Raw genomic sequence first — 22,560 nt, forward strand, 5'->3', positions numbered from 1 at the left:
TTTTGATAGGTATAATGCAGATATCCCTCATGTACAAAGGAGAAATGAAAATGAGAAAACTCGTTCTATTTCTGCACGCATCGCTTGACGGTTTTGTAGAAGGGCCGAATGGTGACATGGACATTGGCTGGGTTTCTTACGATGCTGATTTAGAGAATCATGCGAAAGAAATTCTAAGCACGGCTGACACTGTCATTTGGGGTCGCGGGACTTATCATATGATGCACAGCTACTGGCCATCGGTGCCTTCGAACCCATCCGCTTCGGAGTACGAACGCAATCATGCCGAGTGGATCGAAAAGACAGCCAAAATCGTTTTTTCCACGACGCTGGATAATGTCGAATGGAATAATTCAATACTCGTGAAAGAACATGTCGAAGAGGAGATCAATAAACTCAAACAGCAGCCAGGCAAGGATATGGTCATCCTCGGCAGTCCAAGGTTCGCCCACCACCTTATGCAGCTTGATTTAATTGATGAGTATAAAATTACGGTTTCTCCCGTCCTGATCGGTAAGGGATTGCCGTTATTCCAAGGTGTCAAGGAGAAGATCAATCTGAATCTCATCGAGAACAAGACCTTTGATTCTGGCGCCATAGGTCTCGTTTACCAGACGGTAAGATGACATTGTCACTTATTACATAGCCTACAATAAAAAAACGAGAGCGATGAATGAACATCTGCTCTCGTTTTATTCGTACTGACCTTGTTATTTAGCCTGAATGTAACCTTCCGCCTTCAGCAGCTCGGCGATCAAGACAGCGCCGCCTGCCGCGCCGCGAAGGGTATTATGCGATAATCCGACGAACTTGAAATCGTAGATCGAATCCTCGCGCAATCTTCCGACCGAGACGCCCATGCCGCGCTCGATGTCGCGATCCAGTTTCGTTTGCGGTCTGTTGTCCTCTTCGAAATAAGTGATGAACTGCTTCGGTGCGCTTGGAAGACCCAGCTCCTGCGGACGTCCCTGGAACTGGCGCCAGCGTTCAATGATTTCTTCCTTGGATGGCGTCTTCTCGAATGAAGCGAATACCGTTGCCAAATGGCCGTCCGTTACCGGCACGCGGATGCACTGCGTCGTGATGAGCGGCGAGCTTGCTTTGACGATTTCGCCGTTTTCAATGCTGCCCCAGATGCGAAGCGGCTCCTGCTCGCTTTTCTCTTCCTCGCCGCCGATATACGGGATGACGTTATCCAGCATATCGGGCCAATCCGTAAAGTTTTTGCCGGCACCAGAAATGGCCTGATACGTCGATGCGATTACTTGGGTCGGTTTGAAATCAAGCAGGGCATGAAGCGCTGGCACATAGCTCTGAATCGAGCAGTTAGGCTTCACGGCAATAAATCCAGTCGAAGTTCCCAGACGCTTTCTTTGAGCCGAAATCACTTCAATATGGCCCGGATTGATTTCCGGAATGACCATCGGTACGTCAGGCGTCCAGCGATGTGCCGAGTTATTCGAGATCACTGGCGTGCCCGTCTTGGCGTAGGCCTCTTCCAGGGCTTTAATTTCATCTTTTTTCATATCGACAGCACAGAAAATGAAATCAACCTGGCCGGCTACCTCTTCGACCTTCGAAGCGTCCTGCACGACGATCTGTTTGACTTTCTCAGGAATCGGACCGGCCATCTTCCATCGGTTCTGTACGGATTCTTCGTACGTTTTGCCCGCCGAATTGCTGCTTGCCGCAATCGCGGTTACTTCAAACCAGGGATGCTCATCCAGCAGCTGTACAAAACGCTGTCCGACCATTCCGGTTCCTCCGACAATACCCACTTTAAGCTTCTCTGACATTCGACATTCAAATCCTTTCAATCGTGGCATCTGATTTTCCGTTGCACCAACATCATCCAAGCGGATGGCACTAACGCAAGGAGCTTCTTCTAGATTACTATTCAAGCTTCCTGGAATGGTGTGACTAACTTCGCAACAATGGTACCTGCGGTCACTTGAAATAACAAAAAAACCCCACCCCCAAGACCGCAGTCTTAGGGACGAGATTTGTATGCTCGTGGTACCACCCCAGATTCGCCGATATGTCGCCATATCAGCCTCTTCGAGTACGGCATTGCCTGGCAATGCATATACTCTAGCTCTGTAACAGGAGCTCCTGGCACGCCATCCCTCACGTCGAGGTTCCGAGGTGCAGCTCTGAGGCTTTCTTCAATAAACTGTTCTTTGCCCCTTTTCAGCCGACGGAGCTCTCTGTGAAAGAATTCAATTTATTTACTCTTCTCATCATCGCTTTTTGATATTACGTCTATAATATAGAAAAATCATGCGCAGGTAAACATTTTTTTTGAAAATAAAACATTACCGATCCGTGCGCGAGCCAAATGCCGTCAGAAAAAGAATACGTTGACGATGTGTTCAAGCACGTTTCTCGCAAAACCGAATACACTTCCTGTCCTGCTGACAGCTGCGTCAATGAATCTCCCGAGTCCTTCATACAATAAAACCACAATCAGGAATACCGCCCCGATATTCAAAAGCTTGCTTTGTTTCTCATCCATACGCATATTTCCTCCTTCGCCTTCATTACAAACCTGAGAAATCAGTTCTTCAATCTCGATATGCCAAGTATAATCGAACCCCGTGAATTCTCCTATTCTCCATGCTTACATGAAGCTTACAACGTTGTAAGCTTCCGCAGCACCTTCAAAAGAATCAGGATCGGCCTCTAAAACTCAAACTCAGTTCACATTCAGTTCATATTCATGGTGTACTCTTGGAACCATTCAAAGAAAGCATACATGAAATGAGGGAAAGTGAAGTGAAATCGAATCATAACAAACTGATTCTGATCGGATTAATTATCGGTCTTATCTTTGCCGAGTTGGACGAAACCGTCGTCTCCACGGCCATGCCGACGATTATTCGCGACCTGCACGGGCTGGCGCTGTATGGATGGGTAGCAGGGATATATATGCTGGCCGCAACGATATTCATGCCGATTCTCGGGAAATTGGCGGATATATACGGAAGAAAAATCATCTATTTAAGCTGTATGGGCTTGTTCATCACGGGTTCCATTGTTTGCGGATTCGCGCCGTCCATGACGGTTCTGCTCATCGGACGCGGCATTCAGGGAATTGGGGCAGGTGGCCTGATGCCGCTTGCGCTTGTCATCATCGGGGATGCCTACCCGCTGGAGCAAAGGGCAAAAATTCAAAGCTTGTTCGGTCCCATGATGATCGTTCCCCAGCTTCTCGGACCAACCGTCGGCGGTTATCTCGTTGGTCATGTGAATTGGCACTGGGTATTTCTGATTAACATTCCCGTCGGGTTAATCGCCGCATTGGTGCTCGGAATCGGGATGAAGGAATCGCGAGGCGACGAAAGAAAACGGATCGACTGGCTCGGTTCCTCGGTTCTTACGCTCGGACTGCTTTCACTGCTTTTGTCGCCGGTCATGGTGGATAATCAAGGCTTGGCCTGGTCTTCTCCGTTCATTATCGGCATGCTGATTGCGGGAACGCTGCTGCTTGCTTTGTTTATCTGGATCGAGTCCCGCGTTAAGGAGCCGATCATACCACTGCATCTGTTCCGAAACCGCAATATCGTTGTATTATCGCTGCTCGTCTTCATCTTGATGCTCGGATTGATGGGGGGCATCGCGACTTTTCCGTTTTTCGCTCAGAACGTGATGGGACTTACTCCGACCGAATCGGGGTATCTCATGCTTGCCTTTATGGCTGGAGCGATACCGTCAAGCATCGTGAACGGCTTTTTGATCACCAAGGTGCCGTATCGGAATCTGTTTATCTGCTGCTTTATCCTGCCGGTCATCGGAATTTTCCTGCTGACGCAGCTCGGCATTCATACGTCGGTTGTGTATATCGTTGCCTCGTTCTTCATTCTGGGTCTGGGCCTTGGAGCGTTGTTCGGCGGCGACAACCTGATCGTACAGGAGTCCGTCTCCAAGGATAACAGCGGAATCGCGCTTAGTACGGTCAATCTGGTACAATCGCTCGGCACGACGGTTGGACTGAGCGTATTCGGGAGTCTGCTTGCCAAACAGATTAAAGACGGCGTTTCGTCCGTCGCGAGTCAGCTGCCCGCCGGCAGCGCGGATAACCTGGCAACGGGCGGCATTCCCGCAGGATTACCGGCTGAACTGCTCATAAAAATTCAAACCGTGTTTGTAGATGCTTTCAACAACTTGTTCATCATTGCGTTCGGATTCATCGTTGCGGCATTTATCATTTGCTGGTTTTTGAAAAAAGAAGTACTGACGAGCAAAGAAGCGGTTGCGGATCAAGGCTAACCTCCTGTTATGTCTGCTCAGAAAACCACCCGGCTTGGATAAGCCGGGTGGTTTTGTTATGACAGAATAATCATCAATAATAGCCTAAATGGAGCCTTCATTTTCGCGCGGTTTCAAAATCCGGTTTACTTGTTCCGAACTCATCAACATCAGGATCAGAAAGATCAATACCATGACGGGAAGGAGGCTTACATTCACTTGCGATGCGATAAGTCCAAACAATGGCGGCAGCAAGGTAGTTCCCGTATACGCCACTGCCATTTGATATCCGATGAGCCGGGCGGAATTCTCCTGCCCGAATCGTGCTGGCGTCTCATGGATGAGCCCAGGGTAGATCGGGGCCAGTCCCAAGCCGATCAGGATCATACCGATTAAGGCACACACGTCAGGTAGCGGGAGAAGCAGTACAATCCCTCCGGCAATAGCCGTCATCTGTCCGATCAGAATCAGCAGGCGGTTATTCATTTTGAGGGTTACGAAGCCGGTGATCAGCCTGCCAAGCGTAATTCCGCCGTAATATAAAGATACCCAGCTGGCAGCGGTGTCCGCCGTGATTTCCCTTGCTCCAACCAAGTAACTGGCTCCCCACAACCCGACCGTTGCTTCAACGCCGCAATAGCATAAGAACGCGGCCAGCGTAAATTTCACGCCTGGAATATGTATGGGGTGTCTACGCTTAGCGTCTGTTTGATAAAGTCTGTCATTGCCGTTCTCCTCAACGTTTTGATACTCAACAAGCCGTTTTTTCTGTTCCGACGATGCCTGATGCAGCTTGGCTACCCGGCTCCATAACGGAAGTGTAACCAATAGGATGATAACGAGGCCCCATTGTATCATTGAGACAGTCGAATAACCGTCTCTCCATGAATTGCGGCTCGCGATGAAGTAAGACATGATCATCGGCCCCATCATCGCCCCAAGGCCCCAGAAGCAGTGCAGCCAGCTCATGTGATGCGCTTTGTAATTCGAAGCGACATAATGATTCAGCGCGGAGTCGACCGCTCCTGCACCAATGCCGAGAGGAATTGCAAGAACGGCTAGCCATGCCAGTGAAGGGGCGGCCGAGAATCCAAGCAAGGCCGCCGCGGTTAAGCAGCAGCTGATCAGCGTGATTTTACCGGTGCCCAGCCTTTTAATGATGCTCCCGCTCGCCAGGCTCGAAACGATCGTCCCTACGGATACGATCATTGAGATCAGTCCCGCCGAACCGAAAGATGCGCCAATGTCACGGTGCATGACAGGCCAAGCGGAGCCAAGCAGCGCATCCGGAATGCCCAAACTGATGAAAGAAAGATAGATAATGATCAGAAACCATGTCGCCATTTGTTATGTTCCTCTCCTGATTGATCTGCTCTCATATGGATACCGAAGGCTCCAATGCCTTTAACGTCAACCACCGCATCCCTGCTTCGAAATCCTCTTGAAACGAATCCTGAAAAATGATTTCCGGAAGCACCGGCAACGTATGCGCGGAGCCGTACGAATCCCAGGACCGGCTCCACATCTCTTCTTCGATTAGATTTTGATATACAACAATTTTATCCGGGGCAAGAACCGCAGTGAGGATCTGGATGATCCTGCAAAGGATATCGGTGAATTTCTCCTGATCCATGGCGCTGTACCAATCCACATCAAGCGGCAGAAACTTGATTTCGCCAGCCATGCCGTTCTTGCCTTTCACCACTTCGCCATTCAAACAGATCCCCATTCCCGGCGGAAAGCGCTCAGGAAAATACAGTCCCAGCACGCACGGGTCGTTTGTTCTGGTATGCGCGCAGAATCCGCTAATTGCTGCATTCACGTCATTTTCAAGTATGGCCGGCAAGCCGAATTGCTGCTCGATGTCTTCGATAATCCGTAGGCCCTTCAGCTTTTCATGGCTGCTAACAATGATTTCCCCCTCAACGACTTGGCCGGGAATGCCGATTCCAATGACTTTAATCGAAGGATAACGGGTCAGAAGCCTTGCAATCATCGCATAGAGAGGCTCTCGTTCCAGCCCCGGATTGACGTGCTCCTCCCTTGCCAGAATCTTTTCCTGCATATTGATGACGGTTGCAACGACGAGGTCATTCCCCTTCCGTTCTTTCATCGTGATGATAAGCGACAAACTGAAGTCGTAATCGTAACGGTAGGTGGTCGCCGGCCTGCCGCCGTTCGATGGAACCATCCGATCTTCAACCAGCTCTTTCAGCTCCATTAATTCTTTGACCAGCGAATTCACCGTAACAACACTCAGCTTGGTCGTTGAGGCTATCTGGGACTTCGTCGCTGTACCGAGCTGTTTCATCGCCTGGCGTACTTGGTTCAGATTGATTTCCTTCATCAGATTTGTGCTTGCTATGATTCTGTACACCTCACTTATTAAACCATCTTAATAAAGTATCTTTATTATAATCCGATATACCTTCTTGATTGTCAAGAACGTTATTTATGCAAGATAGATCATATCAAAAAAGCACTAAGCAGGAAGTATGTTTTCCTGAGCCTAGTGCTCTCTCTATTACTGCTGATCCGGCAGCTGCATAATGTAGCTGTTAGACAGGTCGAGCAGCCGCTGCGCGGCCGTAAACTGCGCTTCCGTCGAACCATCCGGAGTCATCGAGTTATCCTTCAAGCTAAAATTGCTGCCGTCCTCGTAGCCCTTGCCTGTAACGTACATCGTTTGATCATTCAGGAATGATCCGGTCGGCAAAAAGTGTCTGAGCGGAATCAGATTCGTCTCTTGGTTGAACAAATCTTCTCCAAAATGGAGCTGATGCTCCATCGAAACGCCAAGCAAATTCGCAACTGTCGGCATAATATCGATCTGGCCTCCCGTCCGCTCCATAACGGCAGGCAATTGTCCGCTCGGAGAATGAACGATGAACGGGATATTGAACATATCGGTGTACCCATACTCATGACCGATCAGCTGCTCCATCAAGTCCTTTTCTTTGCTTCCCAGCGTATACATCGGCACCCCTTGATGGTCCCCGTAAAACACAATCAAGCTGTCTTCCCACAACCCGCTTGTCTTCAAATCCTCCAGGAATTGTCCCATAGCATAATCCGCATAATTTTGTGCACGAATGTAGTCTCCGAGCAGGGTTCCATCATATTCTTCCGGCAGGTTGATCTTAACCTTTTCTTCCGGCATTCGGTATGGATGGTGCGCGCTCATGGAAATGACCATGGCATAAAACGGCTTGTCGCCGGTATCGATTTTGGCAAGTTCAGGCACGGTTTTGTCATACAACACTTCGTCCGAAGCCCCAAAAGCGATGTGGTCATCGTCCCCGTAAAAGGATTGGTCGTAATATTTGCCGAAGCCGATCGCCTTGTACAAGTCCTGACGGTTCCAGAATTCGACGCTGTTGGTATGGAACGTCGCCGTGTCGTACCCATTTGAACTCAGCAATTTCGGCAGACTTGGCAGCTCTTTTTTCATATAAACAGAAGAGGTTGCCGGTTCGTTTTTAGGCACATAAAAAGAAGTATTCACCACGAATTCGGCATCCGAAGTCGTGCCTTGACCCGCATTCGTATAAAAATTATTGAAATAGGTGTTCTCTTGGACCAGTTTATTCAAATTCGGCGTAATCTCCTGGCCGTCCACCTTCAAACCGATCAAGAAATTTTGGAATGATTCCATCTGTACGACGATCAGGTTTTTGCCTTTGTCGGCTCCCCAGTATTGCGGCGTTGCCGGGGTATCGGTTCCTTTCAAGTCGTTCACGGCCTGCTGCGTAATCTCTTTGGAATCAATGATTTCGTCTTTCTCTCGGGTATCCGCGAATAAGGTATATACTTCGTAATTCAGAATGCCCATGCTTTCCGCCTTTTTGATCTCGTTCATGCTGGCGTGGTTCGGCCAAATATTGAATACACACAGCCCGAACGAAACGGCCGTTATGACGATCAGAACCATCCGGTTCATGCGTTTGGAGCCTCTTTCCTTCCACTTTGCAATATATTTCGGCCGAAACATAAAGAACAGGAAGAACACGATATCCACGAAAATAAAGAGATAATAGGGCGTGATCAGCGAATAGGTGCTCTCGCCTACCTTCGTGACTTTATCGACCTGCTGCAAGGCATGGTAGGTAGCGATAACTCCGTAATATTTATAGTACATCAGGACAGAGAAATAGATTAAGGTAATACATAGATTGGCAATCATGTAGTACAAAATCTTCCGTTTCGTCGCAAACCATTCAATCAGACTGAAGACGATCATAAAAAAAGGAATCTCTGTCAAAACCATGCTCCAGCTCGGCCCATCGTCGAAGACGACGAACCAGGCGACTGCCCCTTTTAACAGCAGGATAAAGCTGAATAATAGGATAGGTCCATTTTTAAAGTTGAATCGTTTGTTCATGCACACTCCATCCTCCTTGCCTCGGTCCATTCGATAATGATTGGAAATGTCCCCTAACAGCATCCATTTCCGATTGCATATGCCTATTCTTGCATAAGCACCGCAGGCACAACGGGAAATTATACTCTTTTTTTTAAGTTTGGGAAAGATATAAACAACATCTTTTTCACTATACTATATTATCATCATATTCAACCGAAACGGCATTCATATAACAGAAGCTTAGCTCCGTACGATACAAAAAAGCGGCTCCAACGTCATCGAATTTGCCATCAGCATTAAACCTGAAATCTAGCTCGAGAGCTCCTTTAACGATCCTTCCCGAATCGGAACAAAAAACCGCTGTTCAATATCGACCGCGGGCAGCGGACGGCTGTAATAATATCCTTGGACTTCGTCGCATTCCTGTTCAGCCAGAATGTCGAGCTGCTCTCTCGTCTATATCCCTTCGGCAATGACGTCCATGTTTAATTGCTTGGCCATCGTGATGATGGTAGATACGATCGCTTTGTCGCTGCTGTTCTCCGCAATATCCTCGATAAAAGATCGGTCGATTTTGACTTTGTGAATCGGCAGATTCTTCAGATAGCTTAACGAGCTATACCCGGTGCCGAAATCATCCAGGCTGATGCGAATCCCCAGATTGGCGAGCTGATGTAAAATATCAAAGGATATCGTCGCGTCCATCATCATGCTCTCCGTGATCTCCAGCTCAAGATATTCAGCGGCAAGCCCCGTTTCCTGAAGCGTTCGGCTGATCTGCTCCACCAGCTGAGGCTGATGGAACTGGCGCGAAGATAAATTCACGGCAACAGGGATCAATGGCCCACCGGCCTGGTGCCATGCGTACATCTGGCGGCAGGCTTCACGCAGGACCTGGTTGCCCAGCTCGATAATCAGACCCGTCTCTTCCGCGATCGGTATAAAAACGCCCGGATATAACAAACCGCGTGTCGGATGATTCCATCGAACCAGCGCCTCGACCCCAATCATACTCACATCGCCTGTTCGGATTTGCGGCTGATAATGAAGGATGAATTCGCTTCGATCCAGTGCTTTTCGCATATCCGCTTCCAGCTCCATGCGTTCCTGCAGCTGCGTATGAACCTCCTGGGAAAATAACAGATAGCCGTTTTTCCCTTGCTTCTTCACTTCATACATCGCTGTATCCGCGTTAATGAGAAGTTGTACGGCATCTTCCCCATGCTCCGGGAAAACAGCAATGCCCATGCTGCCCGTCACGTAAAAATCATTATCCTTTAAATGAAACGGCGTCGAGGTCGCCTGAATGATTCGCTCAGCCAAATGCAAGGTGTGTTCGGCATCCTTATGTTCCGGAAAAATCGCCGCAAACTCATCGCCCCCCATGCGGGCCAGTACCCCTTGCTCTCCCTCCAGAACCTCGATGATGCGACCGCTCATTTCCTGCAAAAAAATGTCGCCATAGATATGCCCCAAGGAATCATTGATCATTTTGAACCGGTCGATATCCATCACCATCACGGCAAATGATTTCTGCATCGCACGGTATGCCTCGATCATTGAGGATAATGATTGATTGAACATTCTCCGGTTCGGAAGTCCCGTCAGCTCATCATGAAAGGCGAGGTAGCGGATTCTTTCCTTGGTCCGCTTCTCCTCGGTAATATCGCGTGCAATGATATAATTCCCGGCAAATTGATGGTCCACGATCACAGGCGCGAGCAGAAGGCTAATATCGATATGCTCCGCCTGGTCTGTCACAATGGCCGTTTCGTAACGGAGCTCTTCACCTTGGAACGTTCGGACGAACATTTCCCGGATAGGCTCCCGATCCTCTTCGATGATTCCAGGCAGCAGCGAAGAGACCGGCTGATGCTTATAGTCTTCCTCACGGATCGCAAAGATCCGTTCCGCAGCCGGATTGATTCCGATGATCTGCAAATGCAAATCTACCGAAATGATGCCGTCTTGATTATGTTCATAGAGAGATAGGTACCATTTCTCCTTCTCCTGCTTTTCTGATTCCTGTTTCGAGAAAAGTCTCGACAAGTAAAGCCCTGTCAGTGATAGACTCAATGTGACGAGCGTGCCAATGGAAATGATATAGGCCAGCTTCTTCGGATTCAGCATCATTTACAGCGAATAGATTTGGTGGTGGACGGACAACTGCGACTCAATATGAGCTGCCATCATCCCCGTATAATGCATGCCTGCGATTGCCGTTCCCATAATAAGAGCACTGCCGATCTTCTTCCAAGCCACGTTGCGGCTGCTGTTTTTGAGAAAATACAAGGACAGCCATAAAGCCGCAACCGATGCGCATAAAGCAACCAGAACCGAAAGCAGGACGTACTTAATGTCGTATGTAACCCTGGCTTGCATCGCGTACATCCCGATATAGTGCATCGATACAATGCCGGAAGCAAATAAAACGGCGCCCCCCAGGAGCTGCATGATGGATAGCTCCCGCCTGTCCACAACCAGCAACGCCACAAAGGAAGCGATGATCGCTACCCCGACGGATAGCAGCACAATGATCAGATCATACGACACCGGAAAAGGCATCGTGACGGACATCATGCCGACAAAATGCATGGACCAGATGCCCATCCCCATGACCAAGGCTCCGAAAGAGAGCCACAGCCATCGCTTTTTTCCTCGAGTCAAGCTGATTCTTGCGGTAAGATCCAAAACGGTATACGAAGCGGTAAAAGCGATCAAGTAGGAAATTAAAACAAGCAATGTATCATGCGAACGATGTAAATGGTCCAAAACGGCTGCCTCTTTCTTCTATGAGGATAATCTGACTAAACCTTTCGGTTTCCGTCCAAATTTTGTCATGTGAATATCGTATCATAAACAAAGATCGCTTGGCACCCGAAAAAAAGCATAACAAAGGGCGGGAATATTCCTGCCTATGTTATGCTTCATTTCATTCGCTTCTTGTTTGCGCAGCGGCATAATGATTATTAAGGAGTTATCTGAATGCTTTGCGTCTCCATCACCGGAATCCAGTATTTCTTGACCTCGATCGTCAACGGCTGCGGGTAATCTGCGGCTTCCTCTCCAAAATAATAAAAATAGTAGTCTTCCATGATATCCGTTTTTGTGGAATATGACGTCCCTGTAGTTGCTAATTTATTCAACGGTTGTCTTTTATGCTTATTCCCGCTTGCATCGGTAAACGTATCGCTGAGCGACATACCGAAATTATTCTCGGCTTGAGCATGCTCGACCTTGCGGTAAAAATTAATTTCTCCGGCCCCCTCCTCCGGCTCAGGTGGAAGGATCTGCAATTTTTCATCCGGAGCCGAGATCAGCTCTCTCTTGTTCAGATCAACGACAATCTTCAACCGCTCTTTATCCACGGCGCCAATGCCGAATACTTTGAGCGAAGTCGTCTCCATTTGATCAATGGGGCTATTTTTGTACCATAAGGTAGCCTGAGTATTATCGTTCGAGATCATTTCCGGATAATATAATTTCTCGATCTTGTCTCCGCTTTTGCCGATCAGCACGGGACTGATCACTTTAAAAACCTGCTTCGTATTGCTTGGATCGTATTTCAAATCCACGTAAGTACCGAGCGGTGTAAATTGAACCTGACTCACTTCAATTTTTTGTCCATCGATCGTCAGCGCCCCTTCGGGATGATACACATGCTCCTGGCCATTCAGCATGCTCGTATCGAGATCAAATGAAATATCCAGTCCCTTCGCGTAATACTGACTAACGGTATCCCAGACTTTGACACTTAACGTCGCGTCATGACTGTAATTAGCAGAAGGCGCAAGATTCGTGCTGTACACATAATAGCCTGTTTCGCCCGGAAGGAGATTTCCGTTTCTAACATTCTTCGCCTCGGCTCGAACGGACGGCGCTTCGTCATCCCCGAACTTCAATGAATCCGGGATTGGACTAGCCCCATGCTTCGTATGGTTTTGGACGCTGAACATGATATAGGCCCGGCGCCCATCCGCCACGGCGCCCGCGACATCGACGCGATATCCGTCTTTTTCCACTCCCTGCTTGATAGGCTTCAACAGATTTTGCTGCATCGCGGCGGCAAACCCTTTATCTCTTGCGCCAATCGGTGCGAATAAATCGAAACTCGTGACACTGTTTGAACTGGCGGTTTGCTCCAGTTTAGTATCTTCCTGCTTCGTTAACGGCGATCCAATAATAGACCATGTAATAAAAACGGCAGCAGCCGCAAAAGCGGCCAAGCCTGCCCCATATGAATAGACGCGCCTCATTCCACGTTTCCTCCCCTTCATCACGCCGCTTCGAACGGCGGTCGTCAGCTTCATTTCCCGTATGGCTTCTGCGTTCTTTCTGACCTCATCAGCGTCTTGCATCAATAAGCGCTCTTCTTTTTCAAGCATCAACGGCGCCCCCATCCTCAGAGATATTTCCGAAGCTGCTTGAGTCCTTCGCGCAGCCAGGTTTTGATTGTGCCTTCCGGCTTTTTAAGCACCTTGGCGATTTCGACCGTCGTCATGTCCTGATAATATTTCAGCATCACGACATGCCTGTATTTCGGCTTCATCCGGTCCATCGCCCGCTCCAGGTCGATCCGGTCGCTGCTCTTCATCTCCTGTGCGGCTTCTTCTTGCAGCTTCTCGGCCGGGAACATCCGCTGTTTGCGCCTGAGCTCGTCCATGCAGCAGTTGATCGTAATGCGAATCAGCCATGGCGTGAAGGCCTGATCATCCTTCAGTTTTTTGCGCTTCATCCAGGCCCTGCAGGAGGCTTCCTGCACAGCCTCGAGGGCATCTGCTTCGCTGCGGAGATAGCTATAAGCAATCGAATACAATTTTCGCTGCTCTGCGGAGAGCCGATTCATAAATGCCTCTTCATCCTGCAGTTCTGTACGTGCTATGTTGACTTCGTTCATAATGTTCTCCATCTTCACCATTCACCGTTCCCCTCTTCCTTAGTTGTTTCAGCGGAGGAAGAAGTCAATTCAGCCGTATATAGAGTAAGACGGGCTGATCCGGCAAAACGATTGATTTTTTTCGATGATCAATAAAACAGCAAAAAAAGATTGCCTTAGTCGTGAATTTTCTGTCTATGGATTGGATTATAATGTAAAAAACCGCGCAGCACGCGGTTTTTTACATTATAATCCTATTCGTTATACCTTTTGATCGGACACACAGATGGTATCGCGCCCGCTTCCTTTCGCATCATAAAGTGCGCGGTCCGCTAGCTTCAACAGACGCTGAAGCAAGTCCCCCCGTTCCCCTGTATCTGACGAGTCCGAAGTCGCCGCTGCCTCCCCCGCGGTAATGGCATCATTTTCTATCGTCTCATTGAATCCATGCAGATGTTCCGTTGCAGCAATCCCGAAGCTGGCCGTGATGTAAAGATCAGCTTCGGGAACAGGCATCGGCTGCTGTGCAAGATTCGATCGGATGCGCTCTGCAACATGAACGGCCATAGCTGCCGAATATCCAGGCAGGGCGACGACAAACTCTTCCCCGCCATATCTCGCAAACAAGTCCTCAGGTCGAAGTGCCTCCTTGCAAATCGCAACGATATAAAGGAGCGCTTGATCGCCGATGTCATGGCCATAGATGTCATTAATCCGTTTGAAATGGTCAATATCGAACATCAGAAATGCCAGGTCCTCTCCATGCTTCAAAGCCTCAGAGAGCAGCAGATTGCTTTGCTTCATGTAATGCATACGGTTGTATATCCGGGTTAAGCCATCATGATATGCCATCTGCCGGAGCTCCTCTTGAAGCCGCGTTCTCTCCGTAACGTCGATCAGAACAATCAATCGGCCTGCCTCCTGCCCTCCTTGCTTGCGGATGGTAGAGGTACGAATCTGGTAATGGAATTTCCGCTTGTCTACATACCACTCTATCTCCTGTATATCTGCCTGAAAATTCCCATCCTCTTCTTGAGACATCAGACTCCGGATGGGCTCATCCGTGTGACGCTGCCATATTCCGTACAGAGGCTATCCAATCGAGCCCGTGCCTAGCTCTGGCATCATCGCCGCCGCTGCCGGATTATAATCCACCAGGCGGTCATCCCGATCCAGAACAAGTACGCCATCACGCATACTGGTGAACAGATTGTCCCGCGCAATAGGGGCCACATGAAACAAGCCCTTGGAAGCAAGCGCCCATAGATAGAGTGCCGATGTTACCGTCATGATCACCGGAATCGGATCCATGCCGTCCGGAGTTACCCCTCCAAGATAAAGAAAATCCCCTGCCAGAGGTAAGATAAGCCCAATCAGCATCGTGCTTAGCTGAAAGCGGTAGGATGGCATTTTGCGCCAGCTTAGCAGCAGCAGCACGATTCCACCAAACATGCACGCGGATGTGTAGGCGCCCTGGATGATGTACCAGGGACCTGCCACCATATCCACTTTCAAATGGACGGTACCGGCCCGTGCAAAGATATCACGGTAATACCAATGATGCCATTCATTGGTCATGACAAGCACGAGCGTTACAGCGGGAATCACAAACATGCAAATTTTTAGTCCCCGCTTCAAAAAGCGTTCCATGCCCAAATACGACATGATGATCAGAAGATTCAACGGAGGGAGAAAAGGCATGCCCAAGTATTCGACCTTAATCCAGATTCGGGCTTCATTCAACGAACCGCTGGCCAGCTCCAGTGCCGAAGCGAACGCATATACAGCCGCCATCATGCTGAAAACGAAGAAAGCCTTAACCATAGAAACCTTAGATCTTCCGGATAGCGAATACAGTCCCATGATGATATTTAAAACGCCCGCCGTGACGATTAGCGATAATATTGCCGAATAAGGTGTTCCCATCGTCAGCTCCTGCTCATGCTTATGACCAACCGGCAACCACGGCCGGTTGGCTCTTAACCCGATGTTACCACAGCGGAACGGCGTGGACAATCGACATTCAATGTTAGATGCTGTCGAACCTGCGGGTGTCTCGGCCGCGTTTTATTTTAAACGGTTTACTCATCCTGATCCGCTGCTTTGAGCTCCTCGGATAGCTCCATGCTAACCAACTCATGATGGGTTTAGTAAGCCATTATGCCTCCAGCTTCAACTCCCAAGGAAGAATGGCCCAAGGGGAGTTCGGATCCTGCATCTGACCGATGATGGTTCCAAGATGCTTTTCCGTCTGATCCGGGTCCAGGCTCTTCGCCCAAAATTGGCGCCCAATAATATAAGCGGTACCGAATTCCTCCCAGCTTGCATACGATTGCTGGAGCAAGGAGGCATTATGGATAAGAAAAGGCCATGCTTCTTCCGGATCGATAAGACCAAACTCCATGCACAGATGACCGATAAAGGCCGCTCTCCCCAAGTCCCATGCAAGCACGCCGGCTGCCGGCAGAAGCCCGTGATAATGCTGGACAATCGTTAATTCGGCTATGATCATTTCGTCATGGAAAGAAGAAATATACTGATTATGCTGTTGTGCATTCATCACGGATAGCGCAAAACGGCGCCGATCGAATGCTTCGTGATGCCCCCCTTCTACCGTAAGGAATCTCAACGACTTCCATGCGGAGAGATGATCTGATATGCTCCATCCGTCCAAGAGAACCTCTTGATTCACCTTAGCAGCATTGATTCCGCTTCGCTCCGTATCATACGCGCAGGCAAAATCATACCCGTTCCCGCTCAGCAGTACGTCTCCGGCCGCAAGCGCCCACAGCTGACTCTCGCTTAACTTATTATTCATTTTTTTATCACGACTCCCGGGAACTCGGCCTGCAGCTGCGGATCACCAAGGATATCGGGATAATCCAAATGCTTCGGTTCCGCTTTCTTATCCGCGACCAGCTGCATGCCGATTCTTTTGAATATATTTTTGCGATTCTGGATTTGCTCCTCTATTAATTTCAAACGTTCTTTATAGTCAGGATGATCCGGTCGATCATCTAGCGCTTCCCGGGCCAATACCATAGCGTCCTGATGCTCTCCGAGGCGCTGGAGTACGAGGCTGTAATAACTGCAGGTATCTCCACGGAGTCCGCTATCATATGCGATTCTGAAGCATTTTGCAGCTCCTTTGGCATTGTCGACGTAATACGCTAAAATTCCCGAGTAAAACCAAATGTACGGATTTCGTTCATCCTGCTTGAACGTTTCCATGTATTGGATCAATTCCTCGCTGAGCGCGTCCCATTGCTGCAATTCAGCATAAATTCGCACAACATGCAGCATTGCCCATTCATTGTTCGTCTTTAACTGCTGAACTTGCCTCAAAGGGTCGAGCGCCTCTCTGAACCTCCGTCCTGCTATAAGTGAAGCGGCATAGAACTTCCAAAGCATGCTTTGATCAAACGCGTCGTTCCGGTGTTCTAACGACTGCGCGTAAGCTGAAGCGGCTGCATCCCATTGTTTCAACAAAAATTGGCTGTTCCCTTGAATCAGATACGCATACATGCGCAAATCGTCATCGTCGCCATCAAGGTATTCCTGAATATCTTGGCAGCACCGCTCGAAATCACCTAAATAATAATGAGCGAAAGCTCTGTTATAAAAAAAATTCGGATCCCGATCCAATTCTATGGCTTTGTTGTAATTCTGAATCGATTCACTGTACTTCCCGAGCTTAAATAAAGCAAAACCATACAGATAATAGTAGTCAAGGCCGATTTCTTCATGAAGCTGAGCCTGTTTGAAATGGAACACAGCTTCTTCAAAACGATCAAGCATAACATAAGTTTTACCGAGTTCTTTGTGATAAAGCCAATGCTCTTCAATAGAAATGGCCGTTTCGTATCTGTGCGCGGCTTTCTCATACCGTTCCTGCTCGTAGAAATACGCAGCGAGGAGCTGGTGCTCGCCCGGCGTTAACGGATCCAGCTCCTCCAACTGAAGCAGAAGCTGCACAGCGTCCTCCCGCAGCTCCTGATCCCGATATAATTCGGCTAACTGACGGAGAGCCATACTTTTTACCTTCGGATCCTGGTCCTCCATTTTGCTTTTTAGATTCGCTTCGAATTTGTTTGTCAGCGTGATGAGCTGAATACGTGCATGAAGATCCCATGGACAACGTTCATGCAAGATGGCATACAGATGTATGGCTTCTTGCATCCGCCCCATGTTAACAAGGCATCGCGCCGCTCCCGATAAAGCTTGTAATTGTTCGGGTGTATGTACAAGAATTTCGTTGTAAACGGAATACGCGTCTTCAAAGCGTCCGCTCCGAAGCCATGAATGAGCCAGTTCAAGCCTGTAATTCAGGTCACGCTCTCCGGAGGCTTCGAGTCTCTTCCATGCCAGAAGCGCTCCTTCGTAATGTTCTAACCGCAAACAGTATTCGCCGATCAGCCGATTGAGATCCGGATCATCCGGCAATAGCTCGGAAGCGATGTGCAGGCATTCCCCGGCTCTTTCCAGATTCCCTAGGACGAGTGCATTTTGCGCGCTATATCTAGCGGATAAGAAACGCTCGAGATCATCGGGCGGCATTTCGGCAAAGTGAATATTGTCATAGCCAAGGTCCCAGCAGCCGGCCAACTGCATGCCCAAGTAGTCCAGGAATTCCTTGGAAAAGAGATGCTTCAGGTCGATCTCCATGAATGTCCATTCAAAAACCTCGTTCAACTGCCGCCAAACCGGTCCTGGAAGCCACACTCTATCCATGAATAGACGAAGCGTTTCAATCCGAAGAATCTGCCGCGTCCCAATCCCGGAATAGACTTCGTCTTCAAGAAGAGCTCTCCATCGGTTCATGTCCATACGCGATGGGAAATGGTCATAGATTTCTGCAGCCTGCTGCAAAAAACGGTAAATCCCATCAAGCCGCTGATCCGGACTGCGGCCAGTTTGCTGATAGCCGAAGGTTCTCTCCCCTCCAGCTTCTATTTCTTTTTCACGATCTAAATGGCGTTCGGCATCCTGTAGAGTGCTTGCTGCCGCAGAGTAACCAGACAGTTGTCCGCTTTTAGCAGCTTTCAATGCAATTTCATAAGCTTCCCGAAGCTGTTGAAACCCTTCCGGGTCTTCTTCGGGATGGTGGAATTTTAACCGGGCAGCGTATGCGCGTTTTATGGATACGAGATCATCCGTAGGTTCTATGCCAAGAAGCTTCCATGTATCCTTCATCAAAACTCCGTCACCCTTTCGATTTCTTCCAGCCACGCTTTGTATTCTATTGCCGCCTTGCTAATCTCTCGATCGTTTTGGCGGCGCAGCACTTCTTCAAACTGCCGAATCACGTAAGCAATTTGCTCACGCGATGAGCCCAGCGATTCTTCGTAGAGCCGTTCCCCACGTGCCAGCAGCAAGCGGTTCTCCATACGGTCCCGGGGATGAATCTTGATATCGGACAGTTCTCTGAACCTCTGCTCAAGCTGTTCTTTTGAAAATTGGCCTGGATTCTCTTCGATAATCATGCGCGATTTTTCCCCGGTGCTGACTACCGTGGTCTCTACCTCCAGGATGCCGTTAATGTCATATGTAAATCGAACATCGACGCCTTGCTCGCCTTTAGGCGAGAGTGGCAGCTTCACATCAATTTCGCCTAATCTGATATTGTTTTGGGTTAACCGGCTTTCGCCTTGATAAATCGTAATGTTCATTTCCTTCTGGTGATCCCGGATCGTAACATAGCGTTCGATTTTACTGACGGGTACGACCGAATTACGGTCAATGATTGGACTAAAATGTCCGGATTCATACTCGCCTGCACCATTCACAACTGAGACGCCAATACCCAGCGTATAAGGACACACATCCGTTAAAACCAAGTCATTCAGTGCTTCATTCCTTGCTTTCATGCCTGCCTGTATAGCCGCGCCTTGAGCGACAGCCTCATCCGGATCGATATGAGCGGAAGGCAGCCTGCCGAACAGACGGGCGACAAAAGCCGAAATGATCGGCATCCGCGTAGCTCCCCCAACCAGTATCATGGCATCCAGATCAGAGGGGCGGATGGCTGCATCTCTGATTGCCCTCTCAATCGGTTGACGGAGTTTTGTCAATAATGGCTTTGCCAATACCTCGAATTTGTCCACCGTTATCACGCAGATTCTAAGCGTATCATTGATCGCTATTTCCATTTCAGCGGGTTTGCCCCGGGATAAATTCCTTTTGCCCAGCTCCGCCTGCTTCCGGATCGCACCAATCAGCCGGGCGTCCTCCGTATCAATCACGCCATCTTCTTGCCGATTCAAATATTCTTGTACCAACAGCTCCGTGAAATCTTCACCGCCCAGAAAATTGTCTCCAGCTACGGCTTGGACCTCCATCATATCCTCAAAGCGCTCCAGGATTGACACGTCAAACGTCCCACCACCGAGGTCAAACACGAGAAAGCGCGTATTCGGGTCTGCCAGATGCAATCCGTACGCTACCGCCGCAGCTGTGGGCTCATTAATCAACCGCTCGACCTTTAAGCCTGCGAGCTGCCCTGCCCTTTTGGTCGCTTTGCGCTGCGCGTCATTAAAATAAGCCGGAACGCTGATGACCGCCTCCGTCACAGACGTTCCGAGATAGGCTTCGGCATCTTCCTTTAGCGAGCGTAAAATAAAAGAGGACAAATCCTCGGGACTAAACTGGAATCGATCCAGTTGAAATATTTTATTGGAGCCCATGAATCTTTTAAATACCGACGCCGTTACATGCGGATGCGAAATGAGGCGTTGCTTGGCGACTTCCCCGACAAGGATTTGCCCCTCTTCATCCACGCTCACCACAGAAGGCGTCAAATGCTGGCCTAAAGCATTCGGGATGATCTGAACTCCTTCCGGGGTATAAGCGGCCGCAACGCTGTTTGTTGTTCCCAAATCAATGCCAATGATCGTCAAAACATCTACCTCCCGGTCAAAATAGCTTGCTTAATTAGGACGAATTCCATAATTATCTATTTCACTCTTATTTTATCGGTTTGCCACAGGCAGTACTTAAGACCTAAGCCATAAGTTATATGTGGTAAATGCGAAAATAAAAATACCTTGAAAGGCCGAAGGCCGATCAAGGTATTCCATTACTCCAAAACTACTCCAATTACTTCAGCAACCAGAGAGCAGGGACGTTAGGCGGCTCCCATCCCGTCAAGGACGTGTGAGGCTGCCTGCAGGTATAGGTTTTACCTCCATAGGTTACTTCGTCGCCGACCTTGTAGCTGACATTGGGAGCCCATGCCTGCGCTCCTCCCTGCGCGTCCGTCGTCACGCTGACGGCAGCTCCTGGTGATACATTGCCTGCAGCGTCCTTGGCTGTTACCGTAAACGTATAGCTGGTATTCGCCGTCAATCCAGTCACCGTGGCTGTTGTCCCTGTCACGTTCAGGGAAGCCGCTCCATACGAAACCGTATACCCTGTTACGCCAACGTTATCCGTTGAAGCCGTCCAGCTTAAGGTTGCGCTGTTGGCCGTTTTCGCCGTCACCTGTAAGTTCCCCGGCGCTGTCGGAGGCGTCTGGTCGACCGTTCCGGCCGGTTCCGTTTTCACCGTCAGCGGCGCACTGGCGGTGGATAGATTGCCTTTGGCATCCCTTGCTTTGATCGTGAATACATAGGATGTGTCAGGCGAAAGTCCCGTAATGGCTGCGCTGGTTCCGGACACATTCATCGACTGCGTTCCGTAATATACCGTATACCCTGTTACACCGACGTTATCCGTCGATGCCGTCCAGCTTAGATTCACGCTGGTTGAGGATTTGGATACAACCGATACGCTGCTCGGAGCTGTAGGCGGTTCCGTATCCGGCGCCGAAGAGGTCAAGGCATCCAGATATGCGCGGTGGCTGTTCGAGAATTCAAAGTTGTTGAATTTATCCCAGTTGATCACCAGGTCATCAATCCCCGTAAATCCGGGTATCCGGTGGTGCTCCCTCGAGTTTTATAACTGCTGAGCTGCACCCCTTTGATCAGGGCGTCGAGCGCTTTTTGAACTTCGGCTACGCTCGTAAAGCCCCCGCCCGCATTCGCATTGGCTGGAAGTCCGAGCACGACTTGGTCCGGGCGAAGCGCCGGGAAGAAGTTGTTCGGATTTTTGGCAACCGGAAAGCCCGTTAGCACCATATCTGCCATCGCGACATGAAAGTCGGCGTTGCCCATCGTATGGTATTGATCATCAAGCCCTGTAATCGGCCCTGAGTTATAATTCTGTACCTGCAGCCAATCCAGAATGTCCCGAGTGGCATAGATAACCGGCAAGTAAGCTCCGGCCCGATTGTCGCAGCTGATGCAGCTGCCGCCGTAGAAGCTGTATCCAAGCTGAACGAAGAAGGTTTCCGGCGCCATGGTGAGGTAAAACTTATTCGTGCCGAAATGGTCATTGATCGTGCGCAGCGCGGTAATCAGGTTGACGATGACGGGCGTCGTCGGATTTTTAAAGTCGCTGTCGCCAGCGTTCAAATAAAGCGAATGCCCTTCAAAATCGACGTCCAGCCCGTCGAAGCCGTATTTCTCGATCATAGCGGTCACGGAATTTACGAAATTATCGCGGGCTGACGTACTTGCCAGTTGAACCTGTCCGTTCGCGCCGCCGATGGAAATGATGACTTTCTTCCCTTGGCTTTGCAGATACGCCACATCAGCTTTAAAATCGGCGTCAGTATAATTGTAAGGAGTGAACCCGATCGTGCCGCCCGTGACGCCGGATGTAGGTTCGGCAAAAGAGACGTTGATGACATCAAATTTCGCAGAGACGTCACGCAGCTTGATAAACCCCGAACCGTTATCGAAATTGTGCCAGTAACCGATCATGGTCCTGCTGGCTGCCGCCGCCTCCGCTTTGGGCGGAACCATAACCACGACTGACAACAGCGATGCAATCATCGCAGCCCAAAGCGTCAACTTGAACGACCGAAACTTGCTTAATCCATTTTTGCTCAGGTTCATTCGTTACCTCCTCAATTTTTTACAGCGCTTACATAAGAATGCTTCCTAGATTGTCAAATGCAGCCTGGCCCCCCTTCTGACCCAAGGTCATGCTTACGCCCTTCCGAACGATTCAAACTGTGAAGCCATTTTTCTTA

16 protein-coding genes, 1 pseudogene and 1 other annotated feature are annotated in these 22,560 nt (G+C 49.3%); of the genes and pseudogenes, 2 read left to right on the forward strand and 15 right to left on the reverse strand.

Translation table 11 applies throughout. The annotated features are described in order from the left end of the window. The first annotated feature begins 50 nt into the window (after positions 1-50). Positions 51-626 carry a dihydrofolate reductase family protein gene (locus tag PCH05_RS18160; RefSeq protein ID WP_127604441.1) on the forward strand — a complete coding sequence of 192 codons (576 nt, stop codon included), beginning with the start codon at positions 51-53 and terminating at the stop codon, positions 624-626. Between the two features lie 84 nt (positions 627-710). Here PCH05_RS18160 and asd read toward each other — a convergent pair whose 3' ends face one another. Then, positions 711-1,796: an aspartate-semialdehyde dehydrogenase gene (gene asd, locus PCH05_RS18165; RefSeq protein ID WP_127604443.1), complete on the reverse strand. Its 1,086-nt coding sequence runs from the start codon at positions 1,794-1,796 to the stop codon at positions 711-713. Between the two features lie 193 nt (positions 1,797-1,989). Continuing rightward, positions 1,990-2,253 (reverse strand) — a binding site (T-box leader). A 91-nt stretch (positions 2,254-2,344) separates the two neighbouring features. Next, positions 2,345-2,515 (reverse strand): hypothetical protein, encoded by a 171-nt coding sequence (locus PCH05_RS27355; RefSeq protein WP_164766705.1) that lies wholly within the window; start codon positions 2,513-2,515, stop codon positions 2,345-2,347. Between the two features lie 245 nt (positions 2,516-2,760). Here PCH05_RS27355 and PCH05_RS18170 point away from each other — a divergent pair, with 245 nt between their 5' ends. Then, complete coding sequence (locus tag PCH05_RS18170) at positions 2,761-4,269, forward strand: MDR family MFS transporter (RefSeq protein ID WP_127604445.1); 1,509 nt, start codon at positions 2,761-2,763, stop codon at positions 4,267-4,269. 84 nt (positions 4,270-4,353) lie between these two features. On the opposite strand, the gene PCH05_RS18175 is transcribed toward PCH05_RS18170, so the two are convergent. The 13 genes and pseudogenes from PCH05_RS18175 to PCH05_RS28110 all read right to left on the reverse strand — a co-directional run bounded on the left by PCH05_RS18175 (position 4,354) and on the right by PCH05_RS28110 (position 22,423). Then, positions 4,354-5,592, reverse strand: coding sequence for an MFS transporter (locus PCH05_RS18175; protein ID WP_127604447.1), 1,239 nt, complete (start codon positions 5,590-5,592; stop codon positions 4,354-4,356). Between the two features lie 31 nt (positions 5,593-5,623). Continuing rightward, positions 5,624-6,595 carry an ROK family transcriptional regulator gene (locus PCH05_RS18180; protein WP_127604449.1) on the reverse strand — a complete coding sequence of 324 codons (972 nt, stop codon included), beginning with the start codon at positions 6,593-6,595 and terminating at the stop codon, positions 5,624-5,626. A gap of 177 nt (positions 6,596-6,772) precedes the next feature. Further along, entirely contained in the window at positions 6,773-8,629 is a 1,857-nt protein-coding gene (locus tag PCH05_RS18185) for an LTA synthase family protein (protein ID WP_127604451.1), read from the reverse strand. Between the two features lie 438 nt (positions 8,630-9,067). After that, complete coding sequence (locus PCH05_RS18190) at positions 9,068-10,741, reverse strand: putative bifunctional diguanylate cyclase/phosphodiesterase (RefSeq protein WP_246049712.1); 1,674 nt, start codon at positions 10,739-10,741, stop codon at positions 9,068-9,070. 3 nt (positions 10,742-10,744) lie between these two features. Further along, positions 10,745-11,383: an MHYT domain-containing protein gene (locus PCH05_RS27740; RefSeq protein ID WP_246049714.1), complete on the reverse strand. Its 639-nt coding sequence runs from the start codon at positions 11,381-11,383 to the stop codon at positions 10,745-10,747. Between the two features lie 197 nt (positions 11,384-11,580). Further along, the gene (locus tag PCH05_RS18195) at positions 11,581-12,996 is read right to left on the reverse strand and encodes a DUF4179 domain-containing protein (protein WP_164766706.1); all 1,416 of its coding nucleotides are present in this window, start codon (positions 12,994-12,996) and stop codon (positions 11,581-11,583) included. A gap of 17 nt (positions 12,997-13,013) precedes the next feature. Continuing rightward, positions 13,014-13,529 carry a sigma-70 family RNA polymerase sigma factor gene (locus PCH05_RS18200; RefSeq protein ID WP_371860562.1) on the reverse strand — a complete coding sequence of 172 codons (516 nt, stop codon included), beginning with the start codon at positions 13,527-13,529 and terminating at the stop codon, positions 13,014-13,016. Between the two features lie 219 nt (positions 13,530-13,748). Beyond that, positions 13,749-14,528: a GGDEF domain-containing protein gene (locus PCH05_RS27745; RefSeq protein ID WP_246049716.1), complete on the reverse strand. Its 780-nt coding sequence runs from the start codon at positions 14,526-14,528 to the stop codon at positions 13,749-13,751. Positions 14,529-14,579: 51 nt separating this feature from the next. Beyond that, complete coding sequence (locus tag PCH05_RS27750) at positions 14,580-15,503, reverse strand: histidine kinase N-terminal 7TM domain-containing protein (RefSeq protein ID WP_246049718.1); 924 nt, start codon at positions 15,501-15,503, stop codon at positions 14,580-14,582. A gap of 142 nt (positions 15,504-15,645) precedes the next feature. After that, the gene (locus PCH05_RS18210; RefSeq protein ID WP_127604455.1) at positions 15,646-16,305 is read right to left on the reverse strand and encodes a DUF1266 domain-containing protein; all 660 of its coding nucleotides are present in this window, start codon (positions 16,303-16,305) and stop codon (positions 15,646-15,648) included. Then, on the reverse strand, positions 16,302-18,680 hold the full coding sequence (locus PCH05_RS18215; protein ID WP_127604457.1) for a tetratricopeptide repeat protein: 2,379 nt from the start codon (positions 18,678-18,680) through the stop codon (positions 16,302-16,304). The genes PCH05_RS18210 and PCH05_RS18215 overlap by 4 nt, the downstream gene beginning before the upstream one ends. Further along, complete coding sequence (locus PCH05_RS18220) at positions 18,680-20,383, reverse strand: molecular chaperone HscC (RefSeq protein ID WP_127604459.1); 1,704 nt, start codon at positions 20,381-20,383, stop codon at positions 18,680-18,682. The genes PCH05_RS18215 and PCH05_RS18220 overlap by 1 nt, the downstream gene beginning before the upstream one ends. Before the next feature lie 199 nt (positions 20,384-20,582). Then, positions 20,583-22,423: pseudogene (locus tag PCH05_RS28110) on the reverse strand (fibronectin type III domain-containing protein). Positions 22,424-22,560: the final 137 nt, after the last annotated feature.

The sequence above is a fragment of the Paenibacillus chibensis genome (assembly GCF_004001045.1).
GTDB classification, from domain to species: Bacteria; Bacillota; Bacilli; order Paenibacillales; family Paenibacillaceae; genus Paenibacillus_AQ; species Paenibacillus_AQ chibensis.